The organism is Micromonospora sp. NPDC002389, assembly GCF_040296095.1.
GTDB lineage: Bacteria > Actinomycetota > Actinomycetes > Mycobacteriales > Micromonosporaceae > Micromonospora.
In genome coordinates this window covers 1-25,748 of sequence record NZ_JBEOWP010000018.1, presented here as the reverse complement: position 1 = coordinate 25,748, position 25,748 = coordinate 1, and the positions used below count along the sequence as shown (strand labels likewise).

General features: G+C 69.8%; 16 protein-coding genes, 1 tRNA gene and 5 pseudogenes. 11 read left to right on the top strand and 11 right to left on the bottom strand.

What is annotated here, in order from left to right:
• Window positions 1–7 precede the first annotated feature (7 nt).
• Both ABT008_RS26255 and ABT008_RS26250 read left to right on the top strand, forming a co-directional pair.
• The gene (locus ABT008_RS26255; RefSeq protein WP_350699521.1) at window positions 8–991 is read left to right on the top strand and encodes an LLM class F420-dependent oxidoreductase; all 984 of its coding nucleotides are present in this window, start codon (window positions 8–10) and stop codon (window positions 989–991) included.
• Window positions 988–1,833 (top strand): SDR family oxidoreductase, encoded by an 846-nt coding sequence (locus ABT008_RS26250; RefSeq protein ID WP_350699365.1) that lies wholly within the window; start codon window positions 988–990, stop codon window positions 1,831–1,833. The genes ABT008_RS26255 and ABT008_RS26250 overlap by 4 nt, the downstream gene beginning before the upstream one ends.
• Here the strand turns inward: ABT008_RS26250 and ABT008_RS26245 are convergent.
• From ABT008_RS26245 to ABT008_RS26220, 6 genes are all read right to left on the bottom strand, one after another.
• Window positions 1,782–2,141, bottom strand: coding sequence for a hypothetical protein (locus ABT008_RS26245; protein ID WP_350699363.1), 360 nt, complete (start codon window positions 2,139–2,141; stop codon window positions 1,782–1,784). The genes ABT008_RS26250 and ABT008_RS26245 overlap by 52 nt on opposite strands.
• A gap of 29 nt (window positions 2,142–2,170) precedes the next feature.
• A complete protein-coding gene (locus ABT008_RS26240; protein ID WP_350699519.1) occupies window positions 2,171–4,486 on the bottom strand; it encodes a transglutaminase TgpA family protein in 2,316 nt (771 codons plus the stop codon).
• Window positions 4,487–4,527: 41 nt separating this feature from the next.
• Entirely contained in the window at window positions 4,528–5,685 is a 1,158-nt protein-coding gene (locus ABT008_RS26235; RefSeq protein ID WP_350699361.1) for a DUF58 domain-containing protein, read from the bottom strand.
• A gap of 16 nt (window positions 5,686–5,701) precedes the next feature.
• Window positions 5,702–6,697, bottom strand: coding sequence for an AAA family ATPase (locus ABT008_RS26230; RefSeq protein WP_350699359.1), 996 nt, complete (start codon window positions 6,695–6,697; stop codon window positions 5,702–5,704).
• 25 nt (window positions 6,698–6,722) lie between these two features.
• The gene (locus ABT008_RS26225) at window positions 6,723–9,344 is read right to left on the bottom strand and encodes a fibronectin type III domain-containing protein (protein ID WP_350699358.1); all 2,622 of its coding nucleotides are present in this window, start codon (window positions 9,342–9,344) and stop codon (window positions 6,723–6,725) included.
• A 204-nt stretch (window positions 9,345–9,548) separates the two neighbouring features.
• The gene (locus ABT008_RS26220) at window positions 9,549–10,406 is read right to left on the bottom strand and encodes a hypothetical protein (protein WP_350699517.1); all 858 of its coding nucleotides are present in this window, start codon (window positions 10,404–10,406) and stop codon (window positions 9,549–9,551) included.
• A 13-nt stretch (window positions 10,407–10,419) separates the two neighbouring features.
• Between ABT008_RS26220 and ABT008_RS26215 the strand changes: the two genes are divergently transcribed.
• Window positions 10,420–10,665, top strand: a complete 246-nt coding sequence (locus tag ABT008_RS26215; RefSeq protein WP_350699530.1) for a hypothetical protein — start codon at window positions 10,420–10,422, stop codon at window positions 10,663–10,665.
• 513 nt (window positions 10,666–11,178) lie between these two features.
• On the top strand, window positions 11,179–11,589 hold the full coding sequence (locus tag ABT008_RS26210; RefSeq protein WP_350699529.1) for a hypothetical protein: 411 nt from the start codon (window positions 11,179–11,181) through the stop codon (window positions 11,587–11,589).
• Window positions 11,590–12,427: 838 nt separating this feature from the next.
• On the opposite strand, the pseudogene ABT008_RS26205 reads toward ABT008_RS26210, so the two are convergent.
• Window positions 12,428–12,866 (bottom strand): annotated as a pseudogene (locus ABT008_RS26205) (tetratricopeptide repeat protein); the annotation flags it as partial.
• Window positions 12,867–13,075: 209 nt separating this feature from the next.
• Here ABT008_RS26205 and ABT008_RS26200 point away from each other — a divergent pair.
• The 3 genes from ABT008_RS26200 to ABT008_RS26190 all read left to right on the top strand — a co-directional run bounded on the left by ABT008_RS26200 (window position 13,076) and on the right by ABT008_RS26190 (window position 14,762).
• Window positions 13,076–13,159, top strand: a tRNA-Leu gene (locus ABT008_RS26200).
• Window positions 13,160–13,260: 101 nt separating this feature from the next.
• A complete protein-coding gene (locus ABT008_RS26195) occupies window positions 13,261–13,752 on the top strand; it encodes a hypothetical protein (RefSeq protein ID WP_350699356.1) in 492 nt (163 codons plus the stop codon).
• Window positions 13,749–14,762: a tyrosine-type recombinase/integrase gene (locus tag ABT008_RS26190; RefSeq protein WP_350699354.1), complete on the top strand. Its 1,014-nt coding sequence runs from the start codon at window positions 13,749–13,751 to the stop codon at window positions 14,760–14,762. The genes ABT008_RS26195 and ABT008_RS26190 overlap by 4 nt, the downstream gene beginning before the upstream one ends.
• Before the next feature lie 108 nt (window positions 14,763–14,870).
• Here the strand turns inward: ABT008_RS26190 and ABT008_RS26185 are convergent.
• Window positions 14,871–15,107, bottom strand: a pseudogene (locus ABT008_RS26185) (transposase); the annotation flags it as partial.
• A 567-nt stretch (window positions 15,108–15,674) separates the two neighbouring features.
• Window positions 15,675–15,788, bottom strand: a pseudogene (locus tag ABT008_RS26180) (IS5 family transposase); the annotation flags it as partial.
• Between the two features lie 173 nt (window positions 15,789–15,961).
• On the opposite strand from ABT008_RS26180, the gene ABT008_RS26175 reads away from it, so the two are divergent.
• Both ABT008_RS26175 and ABT008_RS26170 read left to right on the top strand, forming a co-directional pair.
• Window positions 15,962–16,309 carry a peptidase inhibitor family I36 protein gene (locus ABT008_RS26175; RefSeq protein WP_350699352.1) on the top strand — a complete coding sequence of 116 codons (348 nt, stop codon included), beginning with the start codon at window positions 15,962–15,964 and terminating at the stop codon, window positions 16,307–16,309.
• 17 nt (window positions 16,310–16,326) lie between these two features.
• Window positions 16,327–17,214, top strand: coding sequence for a hypothetical protein (locus ABT008_RS26170; protein WP_350699351.1), 888 nt, complete (start codon window positions 16,327–16,329; stop codon window positions 17,212–17,214).
• 433 nt (window positions 17,215–17,647) lie between these two features.
• On the opposite strand, the pseudogene ABT008_RS26165 reads toward ABT008_RS26170, so the two are convergent.
• Window positions 17,648–18,825, bottom strand: a pseudogene (locus tag ABT008_RS26165) (IS701 family transposase).
• 356 nt (window positions 18,826–19,181) lie between these two features.
• Between ABT008_RS26165 and ABT008_RS26160 the strand changes: the two are divergent.
• Both ABT008_RS26160 and ABT008_RS26155 read left to right on the top strand, forming a co-directional pair.
• Window positions 19,182–19,959: pseudogene (locus ABT008_RS26160) on the top strand (transposase family protein).
• A gap of 253 nt (window positions 19,960–20,212) precedes the next feature.
• Entirely contained in the window at window positions 20,213–24,223 is a 4,011-nt protein-coding gene (locus tag ABT008_RS26155) for an nSTAND1 domain-containing NTPase (protein ID WP_350699349.1), read from the top strand.
• A 785-nt stretch (window positions 24,224–25,008) separates the two neighbouring features.
• On the opposite strand, the gene ABT008_RS26150 is transcribed toward ABT008_RS26155, so the two are convergent.
• Window positions 25,009–25,620 carry a transposase gene (locus tag ABT008_RS26150; RefSeq protein WP_350699347.1) on the bottom strand — a complete coding sequence of 204 codons (612 nt, stop codon included), beginning with the start codon at window positions 25,618–25,620 and terminating at the stop codon, window positions 25,009–25,011.
• Window positions 25,621–25,748 lie beyond the last annotated feature (128 nt).

Here is a 25,748-nt window from a genome sequence, read left to right as displayed (position 1 = left end):
ATGGGCAATGACGGTGCCGTTGGGCGCTATCCCGCTCGCCGACCACGCCGCGATGTACGCGGCCCTGGCCGACGCCGGTTTCACCGACGTGTGGTCCGCCGAGGTCAACGGCGCCGACGCGTTCACCCCGCTGGCGCTCGCCGCGGCGTGGCAGCCCCGCCTGCGGCTGGGCACCGCGATCGCGCCGGTGTTCACCCGAGGGCCGGGCCTGCTGGCGATGAGCGCCGCCGCGCTCGCCGACGTCGTTCCCGGCCGGTTCGCCCTCGGCATCGGCGCGTCGTCGCCGGTGGTGGTCACCGACTGGAACGCGGTGGAGTTCACCGAGCCGCTGCGGCGGACCCGGGACGTGCTGGCGTTCCTGCGGGCCGCGTTGCGCGGGGAGACCGTCGACGGGGACTTCGACACCTTCGCGGTCCGCCGGTTCACGCTGGAACGGCCGCCGCTGGTGCCGCCGCCGCTGCTGCTGGCCGCGCTACGGCCGGGCATGTTGCGGCTGGCCGCCGCCGAGGCCGACGGGGTGATCCTGAACTGGCTGGCCGCCACCGACGTGCCCCGGGCGGTGGCCGAGCTGGGTGAGCGGCGCCCGCAGTTCGACGTGGTCGCGCGGATCTTCGTCTGCCCGACCGAGGACGTCGACTACGCCCGCGCCCTGGGCCGGCGGATGATCACCAGCTATCTGACCGTGCCCGCGTACGCGGCGTTCCATCGCTGGCTCGGCCGCGAGGAGGCGTTGAAGGGCATGTGGCGGGCCTGGACGGCCGGTGACCGGCGTGGCGCGCTGGCGGCGGTGCCGGACGAGGTGGTCGACGCGTTGATCGTGCACGGCTCACCCGAGCGGTGCCGCGCCCAGGTACGCCGCTACACCGAGGCCGGGGTGCAGGTACCGGTGCTGGCCCTGCTGCCCACCCCGGAGGTGCCCGCCGGCGACCCGGCGGCGCTGGCCACGCTGGTGGCCCGGCTCGGCCCCGACGCGGGTGCGGAGGCGGTGTGAACCTCACCGACCGGGTCGCGGTGATCACCGGCGCGGCCGGGGGGATCGGGGCGGCGTTGGCCCGCCGCTTCGCCGCCGAGGGCGCCGCCGCGCTGGTGCTGGCCGACGTCGACGGCGCCGCCGCCGACACCGTCGCGGCGTCGGTCGGCCCGCAGGCGTACGCGGTGACCGTCGATGTCACCGACGAGGAGCAGGTGCGGGCCCTGGTCGCCGACGTGCAGGGCCGCCACGGCCGCATCGACGTGTTCTGCGCCAACGCCGGGGTGACCACCGGCGGGGGAGTGGAGGTCGACACCGCTGTCTGGGAGCAGGCCTGGCAGGTCAACGTGCTCGCGCACGTCTACGCGGCCCGGGCGGTGCTGCCGGCGATGGTGGCCCGGGGCAGCGGCTACCTGCTGCACACCTGCTCGGCGGCGGGGTTGCTGACGGCGGTCGGCGACGCACCGTACTCGGTGACCAAGCACGCCGCCGTCGGGTTCGCCGAGTGGCTCTCGGTGACCTACCGCGACCAGGGCATCCGGGTCAGTGCCCTGTGCCCGCAGGGCGTGGACACGCCGATGCTGGCCGACGGGCTGGCCGCGGGACATCTGGGCGCGCGGGTGACGGCGGCCTCCGGTGTGGTGCTCAGCCCGGACGACGTGGCTGCGGCGGCGGTGGCCGGGATGGCCGAGGAGCGCTTCCTGATCCTGCCGCACCCCGAGGTGGCCGACTACGCCCGCCGTCGCGCCGAGGACCCCGACGGCTGGCAGTCCGGGCTGCGCAAACTGGTGCGCCGGCTGCGGGCCGCCGATCAGTCGCCGCCCCCGCCTCCACCCCCGCCGCTGTCGCCTCCGCCGCCGTAGCCGCCGCCTCCGCTGCTGTCACCGACGCCCGTGTCCCGGCCTCCGCCGCTGTCGCCGAAGCCGGCCGCGTCGCCGTAGGTGGCGTTCTCGGCGATGGCCGCCGAGTGGCGGTCCGGTACCCGTGTGCCTCCGCCGACGCGCCGTGGCGGTGCGGTGCGGCGCAACTGCCGGGTGGCCACCGCAGCGGCGGCCAACCGCTGGTCGCGCGTCGTCGGCCGCGCGGCCCGCCGCCGACGCCTTATCTGCCATGCGACGGCGACCCCGGTCACCGCGACGACTGTGCCGATCACCACCAGCCACATATCCATGGTTCGATGCTAGGAGGTGGGGTCGAGGGTCACCGGTGCCAGCGCAACGGCCCCGGGTGCACTGACCAGAGCAGCCGTCGCCACCGGGACCGCCCGGCCCGTAGTCGGCTCGTGTAGGTCCCGGCCGCTCCGGCGGCGGCTGCGGCCTGTTCCTCGGTGACCGCACCGGGAGCGAACCCGACCTGGTTGACCAGCCGCGCCAGGTCGTCGACGGCGACGTACGCCAGATTCGTCGGCCCGCCCTCGATATCCCCGGCCACGCCGGTGGCCCCGGTCGTCCCGGTCCCGTTGCCGGTCACCCGCGCGATGTCGGCCCCGAGTTCGGTGTCGGTCCCACGTGTGGTGTCGGCCCTGGATCGGTTGTCAGCACCGGGTTCGGTGTCGGTCAGGGCCTGGCGGGCCCGTGCGGCGACCTCGCTGGCGGACAGGTCGGCGGGCACCGGCTGCCCGGCCAGCCGCAACGCGTCGGTCAGCTCCCGCCAGGCGCCGACGATCCGCTGCCCGGGGTCACCCCGCGACAACCGGTCCCGGGTCTGCGCCCGCCGCAGCACCGCCAGCGTGGCCAGCACGCCCACCACCACGAGCAGCAGCCCACCGGTGGTCCCGGCGGCCAGCACCGACCTCGGCACCCCACCCGAGTCCTCAGGGCCGCCCGGGGCCGCCTGCGCGGGGGGTGAGGCGGTCGGTTCCAGCGTCGGCTCCGGCTGCTCCGACGGGGGCGGATCCTCCGGCTGAGGCCGGAAGTCCTCCTCCACCGGCCGGGGCTCCTCGTCGGGGCGGGGAAGCGGATCGAACGACACCCACCCCAACCCCTCGAACAACACCTCCGGCCACGCGTACGCGTCGGCGGCCCGCACCGGACCGGCACCCGGGGCGGCGAACCCGACCACCACCCGCGTCGGCAGCCCCGCCAACCGGCCCAGCACGGCGAAGGAGGCGGCGAACTGCTCCGAGGTGCCCCGCTGCCCACCGGCGTTGCGCGGCCCGAAGAGGAAGAACCCCAGATTCGGGTACGCGTGCCCGCTGGGGGCGTCGGCGACCAGCCGGTAGTGCTCGGCGAGCCATTGCTCGATGGCCGCCGCCCGCGCGTACGGGGCGCCGTTCTCCTCCACCAGTTGGGCGGCCAACCGCCGCAGCTGCTCTGGTACTCCGTCGGCGACGTGCAGCACCCGTGCCACCTCGTCTCCGGCCGGTGTGTTCGCGGTGGCCAGCAGGTTCACATCCGGGATCTCCCGCGCTGAGGTCACCGTGTACCGCAGTCCGGGGGAGAGCCCGTCGGGACGGATGAGGGTGCCGGTGGCCGGGTCGTACGCCACCCGCGCCCCGGACACCTCCACCGGTGTGGGGACTGCGGGCAGGAGCCGTCCACTGAGTTCACCGACGGTGATGTCCTGCCGGAGGGTGTCCACGGTGGTGTCCGGGGAGGGATCGGGGGCGGGCAGGATCCGTCCGGCGTTGCGGTAGGTGGCGCCGACGCGCCAGGTGACTCCGTCGTAGTCGCTGAGCACCGCCAACCGAATCCGCACCCCCTCCGGCGGCGGGGTGGCGTCGGGCCGGTCGGTGGACACCTGGAACAACTGCTGGTCCGGGTTGAGTGCCCAGCCGGAGATGCGAATCAGCGGGTTCTCGTCCAACGTCTGCACCTGCGGCGGCTCCACGTACCGGCGCGGGTCCACCGGTCGGGTGTCCACCAGTGCCGCCACCGCCGGGCCCAGCACCGCCGCCATCGCCACCACCACTGCGGTGCCGGCCGCCGAGGCGGCGGCCAACCGGAGCCGCACCCGGTCGCGTACCTCCGGGGCCAGTGCCGCCACCGGGTCGGGGCCGGCCTCCTTGCCGGAGACGGCCAGTCCGAGCGCGGCGACCGCCACCAGCGCCACCGTGGCGCCGATCGCCGGTGCGGCGTTGGGCCCCACCACGTAGACGGCACCGGCGTAGAGCAGCACCGGCGGCAGGTAGCCCAGCAGCACCCGTCCGGCCCGCACCGCCACCTCCGCCCCGGCCAGCCCGGTCAGCCACGCGGCCACCACCGGCAGCAGCACCGTGTCCGGGGTCGGTTCCACCGGGATCATCGCGGTCAACAACCGGGGGATCGCGTTGCGGGCGGCGTCGCCGACGATCTCCGCGAAACCGCCCGGAAGCTGCGCCCGGTCTGCCGACAGGTGCAGGCACCACGCGGTGTATCCGGCCATCGCCAGCACCGACACCGGCGCCACCAGCCACGACGGCAACCGCCGCGCCACTACGCTGACCAGCACCGACCCGAGCGCCGCACCGGCCACCAGCAGGGTCAGCAGCGTGTCGGCGTACACCCGGCCGAGCACCATCCCGGCCAGCGTGACCATGGTGATCAGGGCCAGCGGCACCGGCACCGCCCGCAGCCGGCTCACCACCGCCGTACCCCGTCCCACTCGGCGGCGAATGCGGCGCCGTCGGCCGCGTCGACGACCACCAGCCCGGCCGCGCCCGGCGGCGTGGCCTCCGCCGCGCCGAACACCCCGACCACCACCGACGGGTACGCCCCACGCAGCGCGCCGACGTGCCCCAGGTCCTCACGGCCACCCGGGCCGGTCAGGACGACCAGGGTGTCGCCGAGTCGGTCGCGGCGCAGCCGGGCCGCTGCCTGCTGCACCGTGCCCTCGGCCGCAAGCGACACCGCCGCCAACCGGTCCAGCGGCCCCACCGCACCCTCGTCCTCGACGTGGTCGGAGGGTGGTGCGGCGACGAAGAGCAGCACCACCGGCAGGTCCTCCCGGACGGCGGCGGCCACCACCGACGCCGCCGCCTCACACGCCGACTCGAACGACTCGGCGACCCCGTCCACCCGGTCCGGATGGGCGGCGAGGCGGTTGTCCACCAGCACCACGATTCGCGGCAGGCTGGTGTCCACGTTCTCCCGCACCATCAGCTCACCCACCCGGGCGCTGGTGCGCCAGTGCACCCGCCGCAACTCGTCGCCCACCACGTACTCCCGCAACGAGTCGAAGGTGATCGAGCCGTGCGGGACGGCGTCGACGCGTCCGTCCAGGCTGCGCCCGGCGCCGGTGGGTACCGCCGACAGCGGGTGGATCCGTGGGTGCACCCAGACCGGCACGCTGTCGCCGTAGGAGCGGGCCAGCACCACCAGACCCAGTGGGTCACGGCGGGTGACGCGCAGCGGTCCGACCGGCACCACCCCGCGCCGTACGGTCGGGACGTCGTAGCGGACCACGGTGTCCGTTCCGGGGCGCAGCCGCAGCACCGGCACCGGCACCACCTGGTCACCGCAGCGGTCGGTGGCCAGCAGGTTCGCCGCACCCCACCGCCCCGCGTTGCGGACCGTCACCGTCATCGACGCCGGGTCACCCCGACCCACCCGATCCGGGTCCGCCTCCCGCCGCACCTCCAGTCGCGGCCGCCGGGCGGCGGTCACCGTCGCGACCGCGACCGCGCCGCCCGCCGCCACGCCCAGCAGCGCCAACTCCGGGTACGCGAACCGGAAACCGGCGCCGGCCAGCACGACCGCAGCCACGAGCAGCCCGATTCCCCGGGCGGTGATCCGCACGACAGGCGCCCGCCGGTCAGGGGGTCGCCGGGGCGGGCTGCCCCGACGGCAGCGGCACCGGCACCGAGGCGACGGACTGACGCAACACGTCGGCGGCGGTCACGCCACGCACCTGGGCGTCCGGGGTGAGCAGCAGCCGGTGCGCGAACACCGACTCGGTCAACGTCTTGAGGTCCTCCGGCATGATCCAGCCCCGACCGTCGATCAACGCGTACGCGCACGCCGCCCGCGTCAACGCGATCACCCCACGCGGGCTCACCCCCACCCGCACCTGCGGATGCGTACGCGTGGCCGCCGCCAACCGCACCGCGTACGCGTACAGCGGCTCGGCGATGTGCACCCGGCGGGCCATCCGCACCATCTCGCCCAGGGTGGCGGTGTCGGTGACCGCCGCGAGCGCCTCGGGGGAGCGCACAGTCGCCCCGCGCAGCACCTCCACCTCCACCGACTCGTCCGGATACCCCACCGACAGCTTCACCAGGAACCGGTCCAACTGCGCCTCCGGCAACCGGTACGTGCCGTCCATCTCCACCGGATTCTGCGTGGCCACCACCAGGAACGGCTGCGGCACCGGATGGCGTACCCCGTCGACGGTGACCGTGCGTTCCTCCATCACCTCCAGCAACGCCGACTGCGTCTTCGGCGACGCCCGGTTGATCTCGTCGGCGATCACGATGTTGGCGAACACCGGCCCCGGATGGAACTCGAACCCCCGGGTCGCCTGGTTGAAGATCGTCACGCCGGACACGTCCGACGGCAACAGGTCCGGCGTGAACTGGATCCGCCGCCACTGCCCCTTCACCGTCGCCGCGATCGCCCGCGCCAACGTCGTCTTACCCACCCCCGGCACGTCCTCCAACAGCACGTGCCCCTGCGCGAACAGGGCGGTCAGCGCCAGCCGCACCACCTGCGGCTTACCGAGCACCACCGAGTTGACGTTCTCGGCCAGCCGCGCAGCGAGGGCGGCGAAACCCTGCACCTCCTGCTGGGTGAGCGGTTCGTGGCTGTTCACGGTGGTGCTCCTCGGCCGAATTGGATCAGCAGGTGGGCAGGACGGCGATGTCGTCCCCACCCTCCAGGTTGAGCCAGGCCCAGGGGATGTAGTTACGTCCGCTGTACTCGACCTGCACCCACCAGGTGCTCTGCTTGTTGTCGTTGTAGATCCAGGAGTCGATGTTGGTGCCCCGCTCCCGGCAGTACGCCTTCAACCGCGTGCCCGGCCGCGCCCACCCGACCTGCCGGTCGTTGTCCTGCCTCGGCACCGCGAAGATCTCGTTGCCGTTGCGGCCGTCCCGGTCCCGATCGCAGTACGTCCGCTGCTCTGGCTCCGGACCGTTGTTGCAGGTGGCGATCCCGAACAACGCGTCCGTCTCCTGCGCCCGACGGGCCGTACCCTCACCGGCCGCGTTCGTCGCCGTCACCGTGAACGTGTAGTCCGTCCCCGGCGACAGGCCGTTCATCGTGATGCTGGAACAGGGACCACTGCGCGCCGTCTGACCCGACCGGGCCAGGGTGCACGTCGCCTGCCCACCACCGGCGTCCACGGTGAACGTCACCGTCGCCGACGTCGCGGTCGCCGACGACCCCGTCACCGTCACCCGGGGCGGCGCCACCGTCCGCGCCGTCGTCGTGGCCTGCGGACCCTCACCGGCCTCGTTGACCGCCCGCACCCGCACCGTCACGTTCTGCCCGTCACCCAGGTCACTGACCGTGGTCTGGGTGTCGGTCACCTCGGTACGCCGCTCACCGACCTCCACCACGTACCCGCTCACCGGCCGACCGTTGGCCGCCGCCGGCGCCCACTGCACCGACACCGTCCCCGACCGGTCCCCGACCGTGCCGGCCCGCAACTCCACCGGCTCACCCGGCACCGTGAACGGCACCACCGTGTCGCTGACCGGCGACGACTCCGACGCCGCACCCTTGTCGTTGACCGCCACCACCGTGAACGCGTACTGCGTGCCGTACTCCAACTCACCGGCCTTGACCACCAACTCCTCACCGGTCGCCTCACCGACCGGAGCGTTGGTCCCCGCCGACATCGCCGTCACCGCGTACCGGGCGATCCGATTGCCCTGCCCGTTCGCCGCCGGCCAACTCACCACCACCGTGCCGTCCGCGCGGGCCTGCGCCGACACACTGGCCGGCGCGTCCGGCACCGCCGCCGTCGGCGTCACCGGATTACTGGTCCGCGTCGGACCCGCACCCTCGGCGTTGACCGCATGCACCGCGAACCGGTACGTCTCCCCGTTGGTCAACTCCTTGATCTGCACCGACCGCTGGTTCGCACCCACCTCACGACGCTGCCCGGCACCCTCCACCACATACCGGATGATCTCCGCCCCGTTGGCCGGCGCCGGCCGCCAACTCACCCGCGCCTGCGCGTTCCCGGCCGCCGCGCTCACGTTGCGCGGCGCACCCGGCTTACCCACCTGCGGCTTCTTCGGCGGCGGAGGCGGCGGCGGAGGCTCCGCCGGCGGATCACCACCGAGCACGTCGTTGGCGTACTTGTCGACCTCCCGCACCAGGTGCGAATCGTCCACCACCCGGGCCGTCGCCGCCTCCGGCGCGTTGATGAACAGGTGGTTCTCCCGCACCTCCAGGTCCAGCGGCCCCCGCCACCGGCCCCGGATGGTGTCCACCAACGTGCCTGCCGCGTCGAACGCGTACACCGTGCCCGACGCCTCGTCCGCGCAGTAGAACCGGCCCGCCCAGGCCACCGCCGGACTCAACCGGTCACCCTCGCCCGGCACCGTGAACGAGCGCACCTCACCGGCATCGGTGATCGCGTGCACCTGCCGCTGTCCGGCCACCGTCACCGGCACCACCGGCCCACTCGTGCGCACCGGCATCATGCCCGGCCCGGTCAACGTCTGCGCCAACGCGGTCCGCCGCGTCTCACCGCGCACCACCGTCACCAACGCCCCGGCCGTACGGTCCAACACCGCCACACCGTCGTCCAGCGTGGAGACCACCAACTCGTGACTGGCCCCCGCCACGTCGTACGTCTCCACCCGCTGCGGCCCCACCTGCGCGTCGCCGGCCGACTTCGACGGCAGCACCGCCGGGGTGATCGCCGAGACCGTGCCCTCCGCCGGCACCGCGATCCACAACCGACCCTTACCGTCGAACGCGCCACCGGTAATCCCCGGCGGATACCGCACCGGCTCACCCACCGGCGCCAACGACCGCGGATCCAACTGGCGCACCACACCCTGCACCGCGTCCACCACGAACGCCGCGTCCTCGTGCAACGCCACACTCACACCCAGCCCCGGCGCGGTCGGCGTGGTCGCCGTGATCTGCAACGTCGCCAGGTCCAACGCGCTGATCTGACCGGTGTGCAGATCCCGCAGCACCAACACCCGGTCCGTCTGCGTCACCTGCATCGGGTGCCGCCGACCCGCCGGCACCTCCACCCGGGTGTCCACCCGCGCGGTCACCCCGTTGACCCGCGCCAACTCACTACGCGCCGAACTCCACAACCACGAACTCGCGTCGAAACTGGCCACCGCGTTGTCCGCCGACCCCAGACCCAGCACGGTCAGACCCATCGCCGCCAGCAACGCCAGCACCGTCCCCACAGTGACCAGACCACCGCGTACCCGCGACCGGGATCGGGCGGTACGGGTCGGAACGGCCTCGTCGGTGCTCGCCACAACCGGCTGCCTCTCGTATCGTCCTGGCCGGTGGCGCCCCCAGACGGCGACCCCTCCCCTGAACCGGGAGCCATCATATGGTCACGCCACGCACCCCGGGAACCCACACCGTCCGCCGATGAACACCCAGCGTGGCGTGTCGTCGGCGTGTCCCGCCCCGACTGTCCCACCAGGACCCGCCCGCCCACCGACCGTGAGCGACGCTCAGTTCTGACCCGCGCCCGACTCCCGTGTCGTACACACCTGACTGGACGTCGCGAACTCGTTCGTCCCGTACACCGCCAACACCGTAAAGCAGTAGTCCACTCGCGAATTCAACCCGTTCACCGTGTAACTGGTCTGCCCCTGACCCACCGTGGCCAGCACCCCCAACGCCTGCCCGGCCCGCCCACCAGCCACCATGAACGGCACCAACCCGTCCGACGGATCCGTCCACGTCAACCTGATCGTGGCCGCATCATCGCGCAACTCCAACCCCGTCGGCGGCGGACCCGGATCCGCCGCCGCCGACTCGGCCGGCGCCGTCGGCGACGCCGCCCGCCGATCGTTCACGATCAACACCCCGAGCCCGATCACCGCGACCACCGCCACCACTACGGCCACGATCGCCACCACGATCGCCGCCCGATTCCGCCCCGACCCCGACTGTGCCACCGGGAACGCCATGCCCCCCGCCGACGGGGGCTGCCCGGCACCCGGCTGCCCCCAGGCCTGCGGCGGGTACGCGCCGCTCTGCCCTGCTGGGTATACCGCCTGCCCGGCTGAGTCGTACTGCTGCTGCCCGCCAGCGGCCTGCGGATGCTGCTGGTGCGGGTATTGGTGGGGTTGGTGCTGGACCGGTGCGCCTGCGGGACCGTAACCGGCGGTGCCTGCCGTCGGCGCGGTGCTGGTACCCGGGTAGCCGGGCGGCCCGTAGCCCGCCGGAGGGCTGCTTGCCGGGGCGTAGCCGGAACCGCTGGCCGGTGGGCTGCTGGCGGGGGCGTACCCGGAGCTGCTGGTCGGGGCGTATCCGGGCCCACTCGTCGATGGGCTGCTGGTCGGGGCGTACCCGGGTCCGCTCACCGGTGGGCTGGTAGTGGGGCTGTACCCAGGTCCGCTCGCGGGTGGGCTGCTGGCGGGAGCCCATCCGGGTCCGCTGATCGGTGGGCTGCTGGTGGGGGAGTGGCTCGGGCCATGGGCCGGCAGGCTGCTGGCGGAAGCGAACCCCGGCCCGCTCGCCGGTGTGCTGCTGGTGGGGGCGTACCCGGGGCCACTTGCTGGCGGGCTGCTCGTCGGGGCGAATCCGGGCCCACCAGCCGGTGGACTGCTGGTCGGGGCGTAACCCGGCGGGCCGCTGGCGGGGACCTGGCCGGGTGGGCCGCTGACAGGCCCCGGGGCGGTCGGTCCGCCGGTCGCCGGGTAGCCGGTCTGCGGGTAGCCCGACTGCTCGACAGCGGGGGTGTGGCTGAAGGGCCCGCCAGACGGCGGGTAGGTCGGAGCTCCGCTGACCGGGGCGTAGCCAGGTGAGCCACCCGTCGCCGGATAGTCGGCCGGTGAATGGCCGGCTGGGCCGTGGGCCGCTCCGTCGCCGGTCGTCCCACTGATGCTCGGATAGCCAAGCGGTCCGCTCGCGGGCGGATAACCGGGGGGCGCGGAGCTGAGCGACGGGTAACCGGTCGGTCCGCTGGTCGGACCCGGCTGGGGCAGCGGCGCGGTCAGATCCTGCGGCCCGGACGTCGAGCCCGTGGCGGGCATGCCGGGGAATCCCGGTGCCGGCGGCTGATGCGTTGAACCGTGGTGCGGGGGAGGGGGCGGCGGCGCACTCACGGGTGCCCAACTGCTCGGCGCACCGCTGGTGGGTGGCGCGCTGACAGGTATTGCACCAGCCGGTGGCGCACTGGTCGGCGGCGCACTGGTCGGTGAGGTGCTCACCTGCGGCGGGATGACCGGGAGCACGCTGGTCGGCGGTACGCTCGTCGGTGGTCCACTGGTCGGTGGTGCGCTGATCGACGGACTGCTGTTTGGTGGTCCGCTCACCGGTGGTGCGCTGATCTGCGGATTGTTGCTTGGCGGTCCGCCGGTGAACGGACTGTTCGTCTGGACCGCACTCGTCGGTGGTGAGGGGGGTCCGCTGGCTGGCGCTCCGCTTACCGGGGCGTCGCTCGGCGGAGCATCGTCCGAGTTCGCGTCCGAGGCTGGCGATGCCGTCTCGGGGGAGCGGCGAGCCCGCGCTGCCTCCTCGGCCAACAGCGGGCCGATCTGCTGAACCCGAACGGTCGGGCGCGTCCACTGCGGCCCACCGGGCGAGCCGTTCCCCTCCGGCGTCGCCTGCCCGTCGGGCGACCTTTCCTTGTCTGAGGACCCGGGCCCGACCGGCGTCCTCGGCTCGGCCGGGATCCCTGCAAGCGATGAGCCGTCGGCCTCGCCTGATGCGTCTGGCGACGCCGATGACACCGGCTCGGTTGCCACCGCTCCCGGTTCGGTTGGCGCTGCCGACTTGCTCGACGGGGCCGAGTCGGCATCGTCCGGCGTCGAGGCGTCAGATGCCGGCGGTATCCGGAGAACGCTCGTCTCCTCGTCGGCCTCGACGGGCGCAAGGCGCGCCGTCGGTGCGGCCGATGGTGCCGGGTGAACAACGGTGGGCGGTACCGGCGGTGGTGGAACCTCGCTCTCGCCGACCGGCAGCCTCAACGCGATGGTCGGCTCGGCTGCCTCCGGCGACGCGACCGGGGGAGCGGCCTGGTCGTGGAGGGCCGTCCGGGCCAGCGGCACCGTTGGAGGCTCCGGCACGACCGGAGGCGGCGGAATGCGCGGTGGCGGAGGCACGACCGGCGGTGCCGGCGGCACGCCAGGGGCATGCGAGCCCGGTACGGCGCGCGGGTGCGGCACGGCCAGCGCCGGTGGTGCCGAGGCCGGGGCGGACGAGGCAGCGGCACCCTCGCCGAACGGGGACGTCGACTGGCGGAAGGACCCGGCGGCGGTCGAGGCGTCGTGCGGCTTCCAGGCGGTCGACAGCACCGCGAGCGAGATCGTCGGCTCGTTCAGGACCCCGTGCGTCGGCGTGGGCGCCGGTTCCGGTTGGCGAGGAGCGGGCACCGCCGGCTGCGGAGCCGGAGCAGCGTCGCCGAGATACTCGCGTGCCGTACGTACCGCCGGATGGTCGGCACCGAGCACCGCGGGGCCGGCAGCGGCCACGCGGGTGTAGTTGCGTCGCGCCTCGTGGCGGTTGCCCAGCTCGTCCGCGACGGACCCCAGCTCGAAGGCCAACGCCAACATCAAAGGGTCAGCGTGCGGCCACCGCCGCTCCCCGGCCGCAAACGCCTCCTCCAGCACCCGCCGCGCCGCGCTCGGATCGTCGGCCTCCCGGTGCAACCTGGCCAGTAGGTGCGCGGTGCTCAGTGCGTCCGGATGATCCTTGCCGAGCGACGGTGGCACGGACTCGACCACGTCGGTGAGCAGCTCACGGGCGGCGGCGAGGTTGCCCGCGCCGCGCAGCGCCAGAGCCCGCTGCTGGGCGAGGGCCAAGGGAGAGGCATGGGACACACCGCCATGCTGCCGGGTACGGGTACCGCGACGCCAGCCGGACCCGCACCGACGGCCACGCCAGGGCTGGTCAGATCGGCCGGAATCGGTCGCGGGATGCTGATGTGCATGATCCACCGGCGGCGTGTACAGTAACTCCCCGTGCGGCCCGCCGGGCGGCCTCCTGGTGATGGATCACCGAGGTCGACACGGTAGGCTGGACAGAGCAAGTCCGGGTGGCGGAATGGCAGACGCGCTAGCTTGAGGTGCTAGTGCCCGTATAGGGCGTGGGGGTTCAAGTCCCCCCTCGGACACAAAAACGCGGCGTTTGCGCCCAGTTCTACGTGCTGGTGGTCAAGCATGCTTGACCACGCGAATCTTCTCTTCTTCACGGTGGCTGCTCGGTTGGTTCCGGGTGGTGGTGGCCGTGGTTGACACCTCGACAGGCCCGGTGATTCCACCGGTGGTCCTGTCTGACCTGGGGCCGGCGGCCGAGCGCTCGATGAGCGGTGGGTTGCGTCGTGGTCCGTTGCCGATGTCGTCGCTGCCGGAGCCTCGTACGAGTCCCCGCGTCTACGGTGTGGCCGCGTTGGAGGGCAGTGGCCGGCTGCGGGATCGGTTCGTGGTGGGTGCCCTGGGGTGGCGGCCGGGTACCCGGTTGGACATTCGGGAGCGCGCCGGGATCGTCGTCGTGCGCGGTGATGATCAGGGTGTGTTCCGGCTGACCGGTCAGGGGCATGTACGTCTTCCCGCGGCGGTGCGGCACTGGTGCGCTCTGACGCCGGGCGACCGGCTCCTTCTGATGGCGGATCCACCGGTGGGGCTGCTGCTGGTGTGTCCGATGGCGACGCTGGACGAGATCGTCACTCAGGCCCACGCCGCTGTGCTGGCTGGCGGTGTGTCGTGAGTGGTGCGAGTCGGGACGAGTTGGATGCGGCGCGGTTGTTGTTGGCGCGTATGGGCATCTCGGCGGCGGACCTCGTGGGGGCCCCGGCGGACCGTCCATTGGCGCCGACGTTCGCGGAGTATGTGCCGGTCGTGTCGGCGGCGGTCAGTGTGGGGACGCAGCGGGCGTATGGCTCGTACTGGAAGCGGGTGGTGGAGCAGTGGGGGCAGCGTCGGCTGGATGAGCCGACGCCGTCGGAGATCGAGCAGCTCGGCGAGTACGTCAAGGCGCACGTGGTGGCTCGCCGTAATGCGCGGGGTGGGCGTAGTGCGGTGGAACATCTGATCGCGGCGTTGCGGTGCCTGTACAAGCGGGCGGTAGCCGACGGCTACATCGCGGCGGCGGATGATCCGGCGGCGAAGGTGGCCAAGCCGCGTCGGTTGCCGAGTACCCGGCGGGCGGTGGCGGACAGCCGGTTGGCGGAGATCAACGAGGTCGCGGCCAGCACGGGGGATGATCCGGTGTTGGACAGTCTGCTGCTGCGGTTGCACACGGAGACGGCGTGTCGGCGGGGTGGCGCGTTGGCGTTGAGGCCGGTGGACCTGGATCCGGAGCAGTGCCTGATCCTGCTGCGGGAGAAAGGCGACACGACGCGGTGGCAGCCGGTGTCACCGACGCTGATGCGGCACCTGCAACGGCACGTCACCGACCGACACGCCCCGCCTGCGGGGCAGTTGTTGCGGTACCGCGACGGGCGACCGATCACCCGACGGCGTTACGACCACCTGTGGGTGCGGATCGGTGAGCACCTGCCGTGGGTGTATGTGCAGCAGATCAGCACCCACTGGCTGCGGCACACCACGTTGACGTGGGTGGAACGCAACTTCGGCTACGCGGTAGCCCGCGAGTACGCCGGCCACTCCGACAGTGGCAGCAGCGCCGGTACGACGGCCACCTACGTGCGGGCAACGCTGCACGAGGTGGCGCGTGCCCTGGCGGCGTTGACCAACGAGTCACACCCACTCGCGTAGCGGAACGGTGTCCGTTGCTGTTGGGTGACGCTTAGAGGACCTGACGGCAGGCTTCCGATTGGTTGTTCGAGTGGTGATCGCGAGAGCAGGATCAGAGGCTGCGACCTTGGCGAAGTAGCCGTAGACGGTGGCGTGGGGTGGGAAGTCGTGGGGTAGGTAGCGCCAGCCGATGCCGGTGCGGTTGACGTACAGGATGGCGTTGAAGATGTCGCGTAGGTCGTGGGTGGGGGTGCGTCCGCTGACGCCGGCGTCGGTGCGGGCCTGTCGCCAGGCGGTCAGGCGGGGTGCGATCAGGGTCCAGCGGGCGTCGGACAGGTCGGACGGGTAGGGGCGTCGTTCGGTCATGCAGCAGGCGTACGGTGTCGCGGCCCCGGTGCGGCGAACGTCATGTCCGTCGATGCGGGGTCGGAAGTGAACCAGACACGATCCTGGGGCGATATCCGCTGAACTCGGTCAGGTCTATGTCCGCTGATATGGCCTCTTTCTGGATTGGGTCGGACATCTCGCGATACCGAGGTCGAGGCGCGAATCAGCTATTACCGGCGCGAAGATGAAACAAACGTCCAGTAAGAGGGCGGTTCGGAGTGTTAGGTCCGTTTCGGGGTGAGGGGTGAACACTCCGGGCTCGTCTTCGGTGAGGACGTGGCGGTTGACCACGCGCTTCAGCTTCGCGCGGGTGCCTTCGATGTGTTTGGTGAGGGTTCGACGCCGAGGCGAGGCAGATGCACTTGGCGCGCATCCCGGCGGGCTCGGCACCAAGGACGGCCAGGTTCTGCTGGTAGGGAGCGCTGGCGATGGTAGGGAGGTGGGAGAGTTCGCCGGTCAGCGTGGTGATCTGCTCGCGTGACGGGTCGGCGTGTTGACGCGCGGTGGCTTCGCGGTCGGCGAGCAGGTCGAGGACCGTGGGAAGGTTCACCGGCGCCGCCAAGAGGGTGTACTGGTCCCGGTCAGCCGCCGCACAATGTTCGCCGTCGACGCCCACAACGTTCGTGACACCGAGGATTCTGGTCGGCTCTCGTACTCGCGGCACGAGTCAAGAGTCGGGCTGTCCGAGGTCGTACGAGGAACTCGTCGTTCTCGTCGCGCCGCGTACGAACACGTACGACTAATTCGAGCTCTCTTGTAACAGTGGGTACCTGCCGGTTTGTCTTGCCGTAGCGCTCGTCACACGGACGAGGGCATCCGGGAAGGATTCGAAGATGACGAACCGCCGACTGATCCTCCGCGTCATGGCCATCGCACTCGGGCTGGCCGGGGCCGGAATCGTCGCCGCACCCGCCTCCGCAGTCTCCTGCCCAAGCAACAGCCCCTGCTTCTGGGACGACGCCGACCGAGGTGGGAACTGGGTGTACTCGAGCTTCAGCAACGGCGTGCCATCCGCCTACAACGACAAGGCGTCCTCCTTCCAGAACAACACTGGCGGCAACGTGGTCTGGTACTGGAACGCCGGGTGCAGCGGCAACGTCGCCATGGTCCTGAGCTCGGGGACCTGGCAAAACGCGTCGTGGTTCAACAACGACAAAACCAGCTCGGTCTGCCGGGGATGACAGCATCTGCTCGAGCGGTGCGGGTCCGTCGTGCTCCGGCGCGGCGGGCCCTCGGGCTGCTGACCGCCATCGCAACCTGCCTGATCCTGGCCAGCGGCGACGCTGGCCAATCGATACCGCCGAAGCCCTCCGATTTTGTGCAGCGGCTGCTTTCGTCCATGGCGCCGGCCGACCGCACCACCCTCCTTGACATCCATGACTACCTCAGCAACCCACAATCGCCCCGAGGTGCGCTCTGGGATTTGCAGCAGCGTCTCATCCAGGAATGCATGCGGCGAGCCGGCTTCCGCTACCACCGGGTGCCCTACAGGCCTCTGACGGTGGATCTCACCGGCGGCTACGGACCCAGGCCAGGTCCCGAAGTGCCAGCGACCCGAGCACCGGAGGGGGTGAGCAGCGACCGGAACGCCAGCGGATTTGAGCAGGACGAGTGGCAGGTTGCCTACTCGAACAACAGCACGGAGGTGTTGTTTTCCCTTCCCGGCGGTGGACAGGGTGGATCGGCCACCGGCGGCTGTCTAGGTGAGAGCCTGTACGAGATCTACGGCAACGACTTGGCGGCTGCTATTCGCGCCGACATGGTGGTCACCAATCTTCTACCGATGATCGTAAAGTTGACCATCACCTCGGACCAGGTGCAGGCCGCCGCCGGGCGCTGGCGTGAATGCGTGGGCCGGGATCTGCCCCACGCCGTCGCGCTGCCGAGGACCTACCCGTCGACCACCGCGTTGGCACCCGCAGACGCTGGTTGTCGACGCCTGGCCGGACTGACGGGGGCGTATGAGGAAAGCTTTCCCCCCACCGCTTACGCCACCCTCCGGATGCACGCCGATGTCATCGCCGATTGGCGCCGGTTCCGAAGCGCTGCCCACCAAGTAGTGGAGACCACCCGAAACGAGAGTTGATCAACCAACAGTAACGCCGAACTGCGCCGGTGGATCGAGGCTCAGTCGTTGACGCAACTGGGAGGTGCAGACGGGTGCGCCTCACTGAAGGCGGCGATGCGAGTGCTAAGCCTCGATCCACCGACGCGGTTCGGTCTGAGTTCGGTTTCGGGGCACGGCGAGATCGCCGATTACGTGATCGGCATGCTCCGGGGGTGGTCGTTGCGAGGTGGGACGAGGTTCGTGGCCTGTGGTCGGGCCGCCTGGTTGTGGTCTGTGTGCCGTGGTCAGCCGGCGGTGAACAGGTTGTCCGCGGCCTGCCAGAGCTAATACTCCAGCCGCACCTGATGAAGCTGGAGTCTTCGCTGGTAGTGGGCTGTTCTGGCGCGGTATTGGTGTCGCCGTCGCCATTGTGACCATCGATGGATGTGGTCGAAGGGGCGGGCGGTGGTAATCAGGTGTGCCAGGAGACGGCGGACCTCGCCGAGGGTGAGAGGAATGAGGCCGTAATCGGATTCGGTGCCCCCTTTTTGGCCTGCGCGGCGGTGGCGGTGAGGTAGGCGTGGGCGCACAGAACGAGAGTTATGTGCCGGTACCAGGCGTCGTACCGACGCACCTGGTAGTGATCCAGACCAACCTCGGTCTTGGCGGTCTGGAAGCACTCCTCGACCGCCCAACGGGTCCCGGCGACCCGGATCAGCTGCTCGTCTTGGGTGCCTGCGGGGCCGAAGCACAAGTAGTAGGCCAGATCCGTGGGGTCGGTGATGCTACGTCGGATCAGCAGCCAGTGGCCGTATCCGCCGACCGCGCCGGGCAAGGAGGCCACGGCTCAGTCATAGAGCCGTGGTCCTTTGGCGCCGTCGCCGCAGTTGCGACGCTTCCACGCCAGTGCCGGCGCGGCGGCGGCGAGGACATCAGGACGGGAACTGCCCATCGAGGTCGGGACACGCTGGTTGCAGGGCACGGCCAGGACGTAACCGATGCGCTGCTGCTGCAGCCACGTCCGAAACTTCGAGTCCTGCCCGTATGCCTCGTCGGCGGTCACCCATCTCGCTGGCAGGCCGGCGGTGACGGCGCGTTCGAGCATCCGCAGACCTAGCGCGGGCTTCGTGGCGAACCCGACGCTGGCGGCGATGCCTGCTTCCTCGCGGCGGGCAGCGTCGTCGCACCAGCGGCGGGGCAGATACAACTCCCGGTCGATCAACGTGCGCCCGACCGGGCTGGCATAGGCCAGGAACACCCCGAGCTGGCAGTTCTCCGTCCGCCCGGCCGTGCCCGAGTACTGACGCTGCACCCCAGCCGACTTGACCCCCTTCTTCAGGAACCCGGTCTCGTCGACGATCAGCACCCCGTCGTCGTGACCGAGGTGCTCGGACACGTAGGCAAACAGGTCGTCACGAACAGCGTCCGGGTCCCACGCGGACCTGTTGAGCAGGCGCTGCATCCGGTCCGGCGTGGTATCTCCGGCGGCCTCAGCCAAGGTCCAGCCGTTCTTGGTCCCAACGGCGACAGCAGCCCGACCAGGTAGGTCAGCGCCTGCCGGCGCGGCTCCGCCCGCCCGAACCGGTGCGCGAACCGCGCCAGCAGATCATCCAGACCCGCCCGCCAGCCCACGATCTCATCGATCAACACAAGCCCGGGAGCCTGCCCGCCCGTGATCGACCACACCAGACAGACAGTGCGATCCCCTGGATCACTGCACGAATAGCATCGACAGGCGCAGCTGCACGGCCGGCGCCGCTCACGCGTCGATTGCGCCGATGACCTGGCGAAACTCCAGATCAGGCAAGTGCGGCTGGAGTACTAAGCCAAAGCCTGCAACAGCCCCGCGGGAACGCGACACAAACCATCCGACACGCCCGGCAGACGTGCAGACAGACTCCCGATCAACGATGATGACGCCACGATCGCGGTCCTTCAGAACTCGATCATTTGGCCTAAAGGACGTCTCGTAGCTCGGCGGTTGGTCCATGGTGGATCATGTCGGCGTGCAGGTGATCTCGGCGGCCCGCCAGGAGTGGATCTTCCCGTTCACTGGGCTGCAGCCCACCCAGTTCCGCCGCCTCGTCAGGCTGGTTGCCGAGCGTGGCGGGGACGCCATCGCTGACGGCCGGCCCGGCCGGCAGTGGTCTCTCGACCTCGCCGATCGAGTGTTGCTGGTGGCCGCGTACTGGCGTACGAACCTGACGATGCGGCAGATCGGCCCCCTGTTCGGGGTGTCGCACTCCGCCGCTCACCGGGTCATCGACACCGTCGGCCCCCTGCTCGCTCTCGTGCCGGGGCGCCGACGTCGGGTCGACCAGATCACCATCGTCGACGGCACCCTCATCCCGACCCGAGACCACCGCCTGGCTGCCCCAAGCAAGAACTACCGCTACAGCACGAACCTTCAGGTCGCCATCGACGCCCACACCCGCCTCGTCGTGGCCCTCGGCGATCCTCAACCCGGCAACCGCAACGACACCATCGTCTACCGCACCAGCGGCATCGACCAGAAGCTGGCCGGCCGACCGGTCATGGCAGACGGCGCCTACCGCGGCAACCCTGAGGTGATCATCCCGTACCGCAAGCCCGCTGACGGCAGTGATCTGCCCGAGTGGAAGGCGGACCTGAACAAGCAGCATCGCACGGTCCGAGCGCAGGTCGAACACACCCTGGCCCGCATGAAGTGCTTCAAGATCCTGCGCGACTACCACCGCGCCGCACACATTGACCGACACCGCATCCGGCATCGCCCACCTCCACAACATCATCCTGGCCGGCTGATCCAGGAACCGTTGCGCGGCAACGCCATCACCGAGTTACGAGACATCCTTTAGACACCTAAATGATCAATCGAAGACCGCGCTCTTCTACGTACCGCCCGATACCGGCGTGACTACGACAAACCTTGCCATCCGGCCATTTCCCTACCTTGCAGAGACCTTGGCCCACCGTCCACGGCTGAAACTCTACGAGTCTAGTTCGAGGTTTGAGGATATGAATGCCTTATCCTCGCGTGCAAGGGAGGTGCTGACCCATGGTCCCTAGTGACCACGACAGCTGTGATTCATCCGATCCAACCCGGATCTCCACCCGTAAGGACTTCGCGGGCGAGTTGACGAGCCTCAGGAAGCGCGCCAACCTGACGATACGGAAGGTCGCCAAGGCGGCCGGGCTCCCCGCAAGCACGGTTGGGGATTACTTCAGCGGCAGCCACCTGCCACCCACGAACCAGCCACACATCCTCGAGGGCATCTTGCGTTCTTGCGGAGTGGGCGATCCAGCGGTGATCCAGTCATGGACGCAGGCGCTGCGGCGGGTGTGGCGCGAGCCTGGCCCGCGAGCTCGCACCACACCCACCCCGTACATGGGACTGTCTTCTTTTCAGCCCGAGCACGTCGACTGGTTCTTTGGCCGCGAGCGCCTCACTGATCTGCTGGTAACCAGCCTTGGCGACGGCCATCGTGCCGGCCGGCATCTCATTGCGGTGGTTGGGCCGTCGGGCTCGGGTAAGTCGTCGTTGCTGCGTGCGGGCCTTATTCCTGCGATTCACGGTGGGCGCCTTTCGTTGGCGGACGTAGAACGGTGGGCGACGGTCCTCTTCACGCCGGGCGAGAAGCCACTGGCCGAGCTGACGGAGCGACTCGCCGCCGTCGCGAACGCGGACCCTGTAGAAGTCGAGAACTCACTCCGAAAAGGCGACGGCCTGGAAACTGTGCTTGCCGCAGCCGCGGCTGACCCGGACAGTCCCGCTGTACCAGCCACCCGCGAGGCGCCGTGTCCCTCCGTAGCTGGCGTGGCATCTGTTACCCGGTCCGGGCTCGTGTTCATCGTCGACCAGTTCGAGGAGGTGTTCGCCGTATGCCAGGACCAAGACGAGCGGCGGATCTTCATCGCGGCGCTATATAGACTGGCCGAGGCCGGTACGGCCGCCATGCCAGTTCTCATCGCCGTAGGTATGCGAGCAGACTTTTACGGCCACGCGCTGCGGTACGAGCAGCTCGTGCCTGCCTTGCAGGACAGCCAGGTGGTGGTCGGCCCAATGAGTGTGGAAGAGATCGAGCGCGCGATCAGCGAGCCGGCTAAACGCGTCAAGGCAGACATAGAGGACGGACTAGTCGCACTCCTGCTTAGCGAACTGGCACCGACGACCGCTGATGCCGGAGCGGCGCACGACGCCGGGACGCTGCCACTGTTGTCCCACGCCCTACTCGTAACGTGGGAGCGGGGACAACGCGGGAAGATGACCGTTGCCGGTTATCGCGAAACCGGCGGCATCAGCCACGCCGTTGCACACACTGCCGAGGAAGTACACGAGGCGCTCAGCCTGCATGAGCAGGAACTCGCCCGTCAGCTCTTCCTGCGCCTTGTCCAGGTCGCGCCGGACATTTCCGACACACGGCGTCGCGTGCCCTTATCCGAACTCCAGCATCTGGCGGACAGCACGCAGAACGACGAAGTGGAGTCGGTTGTCGATAAATTTATCGACAAGCGCCTACTAACTGCAGATATCGAACACGTCGAGATCGCCCACGAGGCGCTGCTTACCGCATGGCCACGGCTTCGCGCCTGGATCGACGCGGACCGCGCCGGCATCCGGATCCACCGGCAGCTGACCGAGGCGGCGCGCGTCTGGCAAGAGACCGCGCGGGACGTGAGCAGCCTCCACCGCGGCACGCGCCTTGCGGTCACACAGGACTGGGTCGGCGAACCGGGCCACAATGCGTTGCTGAACACGCTGGAGCGAGAGTTCTTAGACGCCAGCGTCGTGTATGACGCGACGGAGCAGGACGCTGCCCGCCGACAGACCCGCCGCCTCTACCAGCTCGTCGCGTCACTCGTCGTGCTTCTTCTCGTCGCCGCGAGCCTGACCGGATATGCCGTGCAGCAGGGCCAAACCGCCGCCCACGAACGCGACTTGGCGGTCTCGCGCCAAATCGCAATCACGGCCGACCAGCTCCGCAGCAAAGACGTCGCGCTCGCGGCACAGCTGTCCCTCGCCGCGTACCGAATCGCGCCAACCATGGAGGCCCGCTCCAGCCTGCTGGAGTCGTATGGAATGCCGACCGTCACCCGTCTGACGACGCCCGGAGGCTACTTACAGATGGTCGCGGTCAGCAGCGACGGTCACCTCATGGCCACAGGTGGTCCGGATGGATACGTCTACCTCTGGGATCTCACCGTCGCGCCACCGTCCCGCATCGCGCAGCCGCTTACCGGCCACAACGGGCCCCTGTACGGCCTCTCGTTCAGCCCAGACGGCACGACGCTCGCGACCGGTGGCGAGGACAAGACCGTCCGGCTGTGGGATGTAACCGTGCCCGATACCGCCAAGTCACTGGCTCCGCCGCTGACCGGGGCGGGTGGCACGATCTACAGTGTGTCGTTCAGCCCGGACGGACGCACCCTCGCAGTTGGCGGTGCCGACAAGACGATCCAATTATGGGATCTAACCGACCGCGCGGCGCCGATCGTGTTGGGCACCCCAATGACCGGACCGATGGATGCCGTGCAGTCCGTCGCATTCCGATCGGACGGGCGCGTGTTGGTCGCCGGAAGCGCGGACAACACGGTCCGTCTGTGGGACATCAGCGACCGAAACCAGCCGGTACCCGTCGCCCGTCCACTCACCGGACCCACCGGAACCGTCTTTTCGGTGGTATTCAGCCCGGACGGGCGGACTGTGGCAGCCGGCAGCAAGGACTACAACGTCTGGCTGTGGGACACGAGCGATCTGCACCGGCCCAGAACGCTCGGCCCACCGCTGACCGGCGCATCCAGTTGGATCAACTCCGTCGCGTTCAGCCCGGACGGGGCCACCCTCGCAGCCGGGAGTTCCGATGCCCACGTCTGGTTCTGGCAGATCAGCACGCGCCAACCGATCCGGAAAATGCCGCACCCTGCGCCGGTCACGTCCCTGACTTTTACCTCAGACGGCGGCGCGTTGGCCACCGCCGCCGCCGATGGGACAGCTAGGCTGTGGCGGCTCACCGAACCGGCCATCTCCGGACCAGACAAGACGATCTTCACAGTCATGTTCGGCCCCCGGGACCGCTTAATCTTCGCCAGCAGCGACAACACCACAGCGGCCTGGAACGTGACCGATCCGCGCGCGCCCGTTTCGGAACGGTCGACCATCGTCGGACCGGCGGACTTGGCCCGAGCATCGGGTGCGGCAGCATTGAGCCCCGACGGACACACAGCTGCCATCGGCTCTGTCGATGGAACGGTTCAGCTTTGGGACGTCGACCAGGGCGGACGTTCCCCGACGCTGCGTGCAGTGCTGACCGGCCCCACGGCGTTGGTCCAGTGGCTGGACTTCGCCCCAGACGGACACACGCTGGCCGGCGGAAGCGATGACCACAACGTATGGCTGTGGGACACCGATGACACGACAAAGCCCGGCCGTGCCCTGACTGGCCACAGCAACTACGTCTACAGCGTCGCATTCAGTCCCGACGGGCGCACCCTCGCATCCGGAAGCGTCGACACCACAGTCCGGCTATGGGACGTCACTAGTCCACAGTCCCCGACTCTCCTGGGGCCTCCCCTCGCGGCCGCGGCCAACTACATCACCTCAGTAGACTTCAGTCCGGATGGGCGCCTTCTCGCTGCTGGTAGCGCGGACAACACCGTCCACCTATGGGACACGACCGATCGGACACACCCGCGACGACTGGGCTCACCACTTGCGGGACCACACAACTACGTGCGCGCCGTTGCGTTCAGCCCCGACTCGCGCACGCTCGCCGCCGCTGGCGGCGACGGCACCCTGTGGTTCTGGGATACCACCGAGCCCGCCAGGCCACAGGTTCTGGCGGCGATCAACGCGTCAACAGACCCGCTCTACAACGTCAAGTTCCATCCTGACCGGGCAACCGTCGTCGCCAGCGCAGGAGCCGACAAAGTAGTACGGCTGTGGGAAATTGACGCCGAGCGCGTCGCCGCCGAAATATGCGCCACCATCGGAGATCTGATAACCCCGTCGGAGTGGTCCAACTACGCTTCGAACACCCCCTTTGAGGCACCCTGCCCCACTCGCGCCTGACCTAGTCGGACACCTCAGCCAGGAGTTCATCGGCCGTGTCCGCGCCCATCCGGCTCACGTTGGCGCGTAGGCAACCCTTACCAGAAACCACTCCGGATGCCTACGTCTGGGCTGCTCAGCGGTGACCGCCGGTGTCCGGCAATCTCGCTGCCCGTCCGCTCTGTCGTACGGACTTGTCCTGGCATCGCTGACAGCCGTTCTCCACACGCCTAACGGGCGTTTCGTTGGCAAATCCTCCGAAACACAACCAGGCGGCGCGGTTCAAGCGTCAGGACTTCGTCCTGACCACTGAGGTCCCACACAGGCTCACCCGCGCCGTCGGGCACCTCGCAGCCGGGCCTGGCCAGCGGCCCGAACCACCACGATCCGGACCGGCTCATCAACCTCGCCGCCCGCCTCGCGCACCGCGCCCGCACCGTCCACCTACGTCTACCCCAGCACTAACTTGATTTTTAACCTGTGGTCGGTCCGTATCGACCCTGGCTGATCATTGCCGCAGCCCTTGGTTGATCATTCTTCTTGTCGAGGGAAGAAGATCAGGACCAAGGGCTGCGGGATGATCAGTGTGCATGACGTCGGGCGCTCAGGCGTGGTGCCGGCGTCACTTTTCCCGTCATGCCCGGCGAAGGCTCGCGCGACGGCGTAGCCGAAGTTCCGCTCGACCCAGGTCAGGGTGTGGCGTAGCCAGTGCGCGGCTACCTGTTGGGTGGCGACCCAGGGCAGGTGAAGGCCAAGCCGCTGGAACGGAGTGACATCCTCATACTCACAGAAGCCCCTATGTGGTGTCAAGTGGCCGGCGCGAGCGCCGTGTGGATGATTCGGAACAGTTGACGGGCAGCGTAGCGCTTGAGGCATCGGATGATCTCGCGTTTGGTGCGGCCTTCGGCGGTTCGTCTGGCGATGTAGTCCTTGGTTCGTTGTTCCACTCGAAGCCGGGTCAGGATGATGCGGAAGAGGGCGGCGTTCGCCTCTCGGTTGCCGCCACGGTTCAGCCGTCGTCGGCTGGTCTTGCCCGAGGACATCTCGATCGGGCTGACGCCACAGAGCGCCGCGAAGGCGGCTTCGCTGCCAAGCCGGTGGGGGTTGTCGCCAGCGGCGACGAGCAGGACGGCGGCGCTGTCCGGGCCGACGCCGTACTGATCGAGCAGCGCCGGCGCGCAGGCCTTGATCATGGAGGTGATCCGGGCGAGGAGTTCGGCTATCTCCGCGGCCAGGTGCTGAATCCGACGCGCGAGGGTACGCAGGGTATACAAGACGGCGTTGTCATCACCTGCGGTCCGGCTGTCGAGTTCGGCGCAGCGTTCGATCAGTGCCTTCGTCGATAGACCGGTCAGCGGCTGGCGCACGGCGGGCTCGGCAGTGACCAGCAGGGACTTGAGCTGGTTCGTGGCTTGCACCCGAGCCTTGACCGCCGAGTCCTTGGCAACCTTGAGCGCTTTTCATCGTGGGTTTTGGCTGGTCTGGACGTGATGTAGGGCGAGGATGGCTTTGACGATCGCGGTGGCGCGTCGGGGGCAGCAGCGGA